Annotated in this window: 4 protein-coding genes; all 4 read left to right on the top strand. The window is 53.3% G+C overall.

Going from position 1 to position 7,445, the window contains the following annotated elements:
- Window positions 1-461 precede the first annotated feature (461 nt).
- The 4 genes from ACILRN_RS14735 (at window position 462) to ACILRN_RS14720 (ending at window position 7,299) form a co-directional block, all read left to right on the top strand.
- The gene (locus ACILRN_RS14735; RefSeq protein WP_395689543.1) at window positions 462-1,265 is read left to right on the top strand and encodes an ABC transporter permease; all 804 of its coding nucleotides are present in this window, start codon (window positions 462-464) and stop codon (window positions 1,263-1,265) included.
- Entirely contained in the window at window positions 1,262-2,686 is a 1,425-nt protein-coding gene (locus ACILRN_RS14730) for an ABC transporter ATP-binding protein (protein ID WP_395689541.1), read from the top strand. The genes ACILRN_RS14735 and ACILRN_RS14730 overlap by 4 nt, the downstream gene beginning before the upstream one ends.
- A 27-nt stretch (window positions 2,687-2,713) precedes the next feature.
- Window positions 2,714-3,418 (top strand): hypothetical protein, encoded by a 705-nt coding sequence (locus ACILRN_RS14725; protein ID WP_395689539.1) that lies wholly within the window; start codon window positions 2,714-2,716, stop codon window positions 3,416-3,418.
- 62 nt (window positions 3,419-3,480) lie between these two features.
- Window positions 3,481-7,299 (top strand): class I SAM-dependent methyltransferase, encoded by a 3,819-nt coding sequence (locus ACILRN_RS14720; RefSeq protein ID WP_395689538.1) that lies wholly within the window; start codon window positions 3,481-3,483, stop codon window positions 7,297-7,299.
- The last annotated feature ends 146 nt before the right edge of the window (window positions 7,300-7,445 follow it).

The following is a 7,445-nucleotide window of genomic DNA, read 5'->3' as shown; positions in this document are numbered from 1 at the left end:
GGCAAGGAGATGCTCTACCACTGAGCTACATCCGCAAACACCAGCAGCACTGGCGCTTCCGTCGGCTTTCCCGCCGACCCCACCATCATGCACCATCGGGGGGGGGGCTTGGCAAGTGCCACAGGCTGAGCCGAAGCATCAGCCCGCCCCACACCGCCACCAGGTGCGCACAACGGCTCCCAATCCTCGCAAACGCGGGCAGGACCAGGAGACAGCCGCTGGCGCCGCCGCTGATGGGAGGGCCCTGAGCGCACCGCGACCGCGCCGTGAGTACACCGAGTCTGCCCAAGACCCGCCACGCCAGCGAGTGCGGCCCTCCGCTGGACGGTGTGTGAACGCGCCAACCGCGCGCGACGCCGGTGGGAGGGGAGCCTGGCTGGGTGAATGCACTGGGGTGACGCTGGCCCGAGGCGCAACAGGTCAGGTCGAGGCGGAATGGCGCATGGCCTAAAATGCCGCCCATGATCCTGAAATTTCCCAGCACGCTCTGGCGTCACCGGGAGCTGTGGTGGCGACTGACTGAGCGGGAGGTGCTGGGACGGTACCGAGGCTCCTTCCTGGGAGTTGCCTGGTCATTTCTCAATCCGCTCGCCATGCTGGCGGTGTATACGTTCATCTTCTCCAATGTCTTTCAAGCACGCTGGGGCAGCCTAAAAGAAGCAGGCCCAATTGGATTCGCCATCAACCTGTTCGCAGGGCTGATTTGCTTCAACTTGATGGCCGAATGCGTCAATACAGCCCCAAGAACAATCCTCAACTACCCGAACTACGTCAAGAAGGTCATTTTCCCGCTGGAAGTTCTTGGCGCCGTCACCGTGGGCAGCGCAGTGTTTCATGCCCTGACAAGCCTTGTGATCCTCTGCCTGTTCGAACTGATTGGCCTGAGAAGAATCCCTTGGGAATCACTTTGGCTGCCCTTGGTCTGGCTGCCACTGCTTCTTGGCTGCCTGGGCATGAGCTGGCTTCTGGGTGCCTTGGGGGTTTTCTTGCGCGATCTGAGCCAGGTCGTTGCCGTAGCCGTGAACATGTTGATGTTTCTCAGCCCGATTTTCTTCCCTATTTCTGCACTACCAAGTCGCTGGCAACCACTGCTTGCGCTCAACCCATTAGCAGGAATCATTGAACAGACTCGCACTGTCATGGTTGAAGGCCAGCTGCCAGATTTTGGCTATCTAGCAATTGCCACACTGCTCACGCTTATATTTTGCGAAGCAAGCTTTCGGGGCTTCGGCAAAGCGAAGCGAGGCTTTGCAGACGTGCTATGAGCGAATCCATGAGCCAGGCATGCGTCAGCGATGTTGCCATAAGCATCGACAATCTAGGCAAGTGTTACCGAATCTACAGTCGGCCTAAGGATCGGCTTCTGCAAACCCTCTATCGGGGACGCAAACAGCTATACCGAGAGTTTTGGGCGCTACGCAACATCACGCTTGAGGTTCATCGCGGCCAAACGCTCGGGATCATTGGACGCAATGGCAGCGGTAAAAGCACATTGCTGCAGATGATTTGTGGAACGTTGACACCAACAGAGGGCAGCGTCCAAAGCTTCGGGCGGATCGCAGCACTGTTGGAACTGGGCAGCGGCTTCAACCCCGAATTTACAGGGCTTGAAAACGTCTACCTCAATGGGTCCTTGTTGGGCTTGAGCATTTCCGAGATCAACGAACGGAAAGATGACATTCTGGCTTTCGCAGATATTGGTTCGTTCATTGAACAGCCGGTCAAGACCTACTCCAGTGGCATGGCCCTAAGGCTTGCCTTCGCCGTGCTCGCCCACTCGGATCCAGAGATCCTTGTGGTTGACGAGGCACTCTCGGTAGGAGATGCTGCGTTCAACCAGAAATGCATGCGCTTCATCCAGGCTGTCAAAGAAAGCAAAGTCTTGCTCTATGTCAGCCACGACCCAACCAGCATCGCGTCCCTCTGCGATCAAGTTCTATGGCTGGAACACGGGAAAGAAAGAGGCAGGGGCGACGTACGCAAAGTGCTCGACCTCTACAGCAAGGATTGCTATGCCTCCAGCCAAGAAACAGAATTAAAGGTTCAGGCCAAGCCCACGGCGATGGTTGCTGAGCAACGGGAGACTCCCGCCATCGATGTGACTGATCAACTCGGCACTGCAGCCCAGGAAACCCAGAAGACTCACTCTGGCACCGAAGCACATCATGCGCCAAGACTGGCTTTTAAGCACACAATCAGGGATATAGAGTACGCGGCAAGCGGCTTCGGTGACGGGTCAATCCTGATTCGCGAAGTTGCCTTGACGAACACTGAGCGCCCAGACGAGTTGGTGACAACACTCAAGGGTGGCGAACGACTACAAATTATTGTCTTGGCAGAGTGCATCAAGAGCAGTGATGCGCCCTCAATCTGTGGCTTTATCGTAAGGAACAAACTCGGCCTCACCATCTTTGGTGAAAACACCTTCATACGAGAGAAGCCGAACCATGGGCCGACTCCAACCCAGGGTGAATGGCTAAAGGCGCAATTCAAGTTCACAATGCCTGCGATGCAATCAGGTTCTTACATGATCAGCTTTGGCTGGGCAAGCGGCAGCCAAGCCTCACACATTCAGAACTGCTACATCAATGACTTGATAGAAATACAGTCAGATGCCAACATGTACCGCCCAATTCACGGGCTGATCGGCTGCGAGCTAGAGGGTCATTCAGTGGACTTGTGCTAAACTCATCACATTATTCAGTCCCCGGCAATGTGGCAAGACTTTCTCACCAATCAAGGGTTGCCGATCCACAAATGGACGCACTATTTCCCGGTCTACGAGGAAATATTTAGGAAGTATCGAAATCGTTCGTGTACAATTCTTGAAATTGGCTGCGACAAAGGTGGCAGCCTACACCTCTGGAAGCGATACCTCGGGCCCTATGCTCAAATTGTGGGCCTGGACATCAATCCAGAGTGCAAAACTGCAGAAGAAGAACAGATTCATATTGAGATAGGCTCTCAGTCCGACCCGGAAACACTTGGAAAGATCATTAGTGATTTCGCACCATTTGATATCATCATTGACGACGGTAGCCACCAAATGGAAGATATCGAGGCTTCATTCCGGATGCTATTTAAGCATGTAACGCTGGATGGCTTTTATATCGTCGAAGACTTGCACGCTGCCTACTGGAAAAGCTTCGGAGGTGGCCTTGGCTGCTCCAAGAGCTTCATAGAATTCAGCAAACGAGTGATTGATGCCATGCACTTTAGCTATATCCAGCAAGAAGAGAATTGGGATCCCTTCTTGATCGAAGTAGCCAAGCACACGCGCTCGCTTCGGGTGGTCGACAGCATGATAATCTATGAAAAGGGAAGGTCTATTCGCAAACACGCACCCATTCGCGGCAATATAGCTCCCACTACCAACGAGCTTGGTGAACTCAATTTCAACTCGAATGCAACCCCCTGACCATGCAGGCACTACCTCAACTCAACCCCTCATACATTGCTCCCTCGGCATGGTGGGAACATGTGCCTATTGCCCATTGGCTGGTCGCGAATCTGAAACCCCAGACCATTGTTGAACTGGGCACCCACTATGGAGTCTCCTTTTTTGCATTTTGCCAGGCGGCGAAAGAGTACTCGCAACAAAGCTTTGTTTATGCAGTCGATACCTGGGCTGGCGATGAACATGCCGGTACATATGAAAATAACGTCTACGAGCAGGTCCTCGCACATCAACGTGGCAACTATAGCCAGATAAGCTCTCTGCTACGCCAGACTTTTGATGAAGCGGCAGCATATTTTGCCGACAACTCAGTCGAGATGCTTCATATAGATGGCCTGCATACTTATGAGGCGGTCAAGCATGACTATGAGACTTGGTTGCCGAAGCTCAAAGATGGCGGAACCATACTGTTCCATGATATTAATGTTCGCGAGCGAGAGTTCGGAGTATGGGAGCTCTGGCGAGAGCTCTGCAACGATCCGAGCGTGCGTTGCTTGGAGGTGCGCAATGGATCAGGCCTTGGTATTGCTACCTTTGCGGCTGATGAACCTGCCTGGCATGGGGAATTCAGACAGAGTATCCAGCAACTGCGCAGTATGGGTGCACTGTACTTGGAGCTTGCTGGCAAACAGTTATCCCTGGAGCAGGCCTGTACGGAGAATGCATCGCTAGCAGCTCAGCTACACGAATCCCGGCAGCTGGCTGCGGAACTGGAACTCGCACTGGCAACAGCTCAGCATGATAAAGAAGTGCAAGAATCAAGCGCAGAGGATGTTGCCCCTACAGCTGACGAAACCGTCGCCCTTGCTGATGATCAAGAGACTCCGGTGATCGAGGTCATCACTGACCCAGGCCCATCACAAGACTCTCGCTATGTTCGCAAACTTCGGGCTGGAAAAGCAAAAGCTCGCCAGATCTTAGATTTGCAGAAATACAGGCTGAAGCGCTTGCTGCGTAAAGCAGGCTATCAGCATGACAGCAGTATCGAGCATGCTAGAGACAAGAAGACTGGGTTATCTGTCGTCTTCATCAGTGGCGAATCACACACTCCTGGGCACCGCTACAGGGTGATTCGCATTGCCGAAGCCTACCAAGCGATCGGCGCCAGTGTGACAATTCTTGGGCCTACTGAGATTAGGGCTCAACTCCCAGTCATTGCAGGTTGCACGATCTTGAGCCTGTGGCGGGTTGCATGGTCTGAAGAGCTCGACATGGCAATCTCCGCATGCAAAGAGAAGGGAGGAAAGGTGGTCTTCGATGTGGACGATTTAATGATACGCCCCGAACTCGCAAATGCGAAGGTTATCGATGCCATTCGCAGCAACGGGTTCGACGAAGCGAAGACGGGAGAACTGTTTCTGCGGATGCAGCAAACTATGCTGTTGGCAGATTTGTGCACAACAACTACCCATGAATTAGCCACTCAGATTCGCCTGTTTGCCAAGCCTGTCTTGGTCATTCCGAATGGCTATGACGAGCAAACATTCACAACATCGCGCTTAGCCTACCGTCAGCGCAACGAAGCCAAATCAAGCAATGTCATTCGGATTGGCTACGCGAGCGGATCCCTGACACACCAGAAAGACTTCCAATATTGCTACGAAGCGGTAGCCAGAATCCTGAAGAGAAATCCCCAGTGCAGATTGGTGCTGTTTCATGACGCAAGCAAGACGCCCTGCCTGGACGTCAGGGAGTTCCCTGCCCTGGAAGCGGTCAGAGACCAGATCGAATGGCGCTTGCTGGTGCCGGTCGAAGAACTTCCAAAGGAACTGGCACGCTTCGATATCAATATCATCCCCCTTGAAACGGGCAATATCTTCACCGAGTCGAAGAGTGAACTAAAGTATTACGAGGCGGCGCTTGTTGGCACCTGCTCGATTGCATCTCCAACGGGTCCATTCCGTCGTATTATTCGCAACGCTGAAACTGGATACCTTGCGAACTCCCTTCAGGATTGGGAAAACTATCTTCAAGCGCTGGTTTCCAACCCTGAGTTGCGAGCCCGGTTATCAAAAGCCGCTCTTGGTGACATCCTTCTTCCCTACGGTCCGGTTCGGCGCGTGCAGCAGATCAGCCGACTAGCGGCTTATCTCATCCATCCAAACCTAAGGCCCACTGTTTTCCAGGCCATCCTGAATGAAGAACTCAATAAAAACGAGATACCAGGCGTAGAGCTGCCTGAGCACGACATTGTCTATCAACACGACAGGCTTGAGCCTGGCACCGTAACCGTCGTCATACCGCTGTACAACTATAGTCAGTTCATCGAAGAAGCACTGGACTCTGTCAAGCAGCAGAGCCTGACGCCAGTTGATTTGGTTGTTGTCAATGATTGCTCAACTGATGACAGCTTGGCTGTCGCCCAGCAGTGGCTTGAGGGCAACCACCAGCACTTCAACCGTGTGGTCCTTGCCAGCAACCGCAGCAATTCCAAACTTGGGCCATCACGGAATGTCGGCTTCCACTTGGCGGAAACCGATTATGTCTTTGCTCTGGATGCTGATAATCGCCTCGGCTCCCAATGCCTGGAAAGCTGCCTGAATGCAGCTCGGCAGAGCAAAGCGGCTTTTATCTATCCGACTCTGCAAGAGTTCGGGGCGACAAACGGCAAGATTGGCGACCTTGAGTACACGCCAATGCGACTTGTCTCTGGCAACTACATCGACGCAATGGCGTTGGTCTCCAAGGCAGCATGGCGGCATGTAGGCGGCTACCGAAACATCCGTTTTGGCTGGGAAGACTATGACTTCTGGTGCAGGATTGTAGAAGCCGGTCTGGATGCGCGACACCTACCGGGCAAGCCACAGGCATTTTATAGGGTTCATGGGAACTCCATGCTCCGGACAACAACTGACGAGACATATAACAAGAAAGAGCTCATTCAGCACCTGGAGGATCTTCATCCCTGGCTGCACATCAGCACCCCACCTGCCGATCCAACCGTTGACGAATCCGAATCAAAGAGTGATGACGTCAGCACGCCAGATTTACGATTTGAAGACCATGATCCGCGGCACGAAGGTCGACTGTCAGCCTTGCTGCCTGTGTTGCGCTGCCCGACAAGCACAAGCACGTTGACACTCACCGGTGACTGTCTCGTTGCAGAGGGAGATCATGATATCAAGTGGCCGCTGGTGAAAGGTACACCCAACCTATTTGCAGGGCTGACAGACCCCGTCATCAAGGACGGGCAGCATATCAGCCATCCATTGCCAGAACATGTGATGGAGAAGATACGAACTACGCCAGGCAGGGTGCTGAATCTTTCAGCCGGTGGATCAGCCGAGAAGATTCCGAACGTGGTGGAGGTTGAATTCGCCCTGTTCCGCCATACCGATGTGATCGCGGACGCACATGCACTGCCATTCATCGATGAATGCTTTGACGGCATTGTGTCGATGAATGCGTTTGAGCACTACTACAACCCCGACCAAGTTGTTGATGAACTGCTGAGAGTGCTCAAGCCAGGCGGATGGCTTGTGGTGCAAACCGCTTTCCTGCAGCCCGAACATGAATATCCCTGGCACTTCTACAACACAACAACCGAAGGATTGAAGCAATGGTTTAAGCGCTTCAACATTGACGATATCCGTATCTCGGAAAACTTCAATCCCATCTACGCACTAAGCTGGCTCGCATCCGAATGCGAATCTGCATTGCGTGCTGATGTCTCCCCAACTGCAGCTGATCAATTGCGTTCATCCAATCTCCAAACACTCATTGATGGCTGGAGACACGGTAAGATTGCGGAGATTGATCTTTGGAAAGAGTTCAGTCGTCTTTCCCAAGCAAGCCAACGGCCGATCGCGGCTGGGTTTGAATTGATTGCGACCAAGCCATAGACCTGCAGGAATCTTCTTCACCTTCCCACTCCCTTCCACCCAGTCATGACGACCGATCGACGTTCAGCTCTGCTTGCGGATCTTGACATCGCTAACTCTCGTGGACTTGAGATCGGGCCACTGACTGCAGCAGTGGTCAGCAAGAA

The sequence above is a fragment of the Aestuariivirga sp. genome, from assembly GCF_044238155.1.
Classification (GTDB): Bacteria; Pseudomonadota; Alphaproteobacteria; order Rhizobiales; family Aestuariivirgaceae; genus Aestuariivirga.
This window is presented reverse-complemented; position numbering and strand designations above follow the sequence as displayed.

What these genes read in the sequence shown, in the direction of transcription:
- ACILRN_RS14725 (WP_395689539.1), top strand. Translation starts at nt 2,714, where the DNA reads ATGTGGCAAGACTTTCTCACCAATCAAGGGTTGCCGATCCACAAATGG.
- ACILRN_RS14735 (WP_395689543.1), top strand. Translation starts at nt 462, where the DNA reads ATGATCCTGAAATTTCCCAGCACGCTCTGGCGTCACCGGGAGCTGTGG.
- ACILRN_RS14730 (WP_395689541.1), top strand. Translation starts at nt 1,262, where the DNA reads ATGAGCGAATCCATGAGCCAGGCATGCGTCAGCGATGTTGCCATAAGC.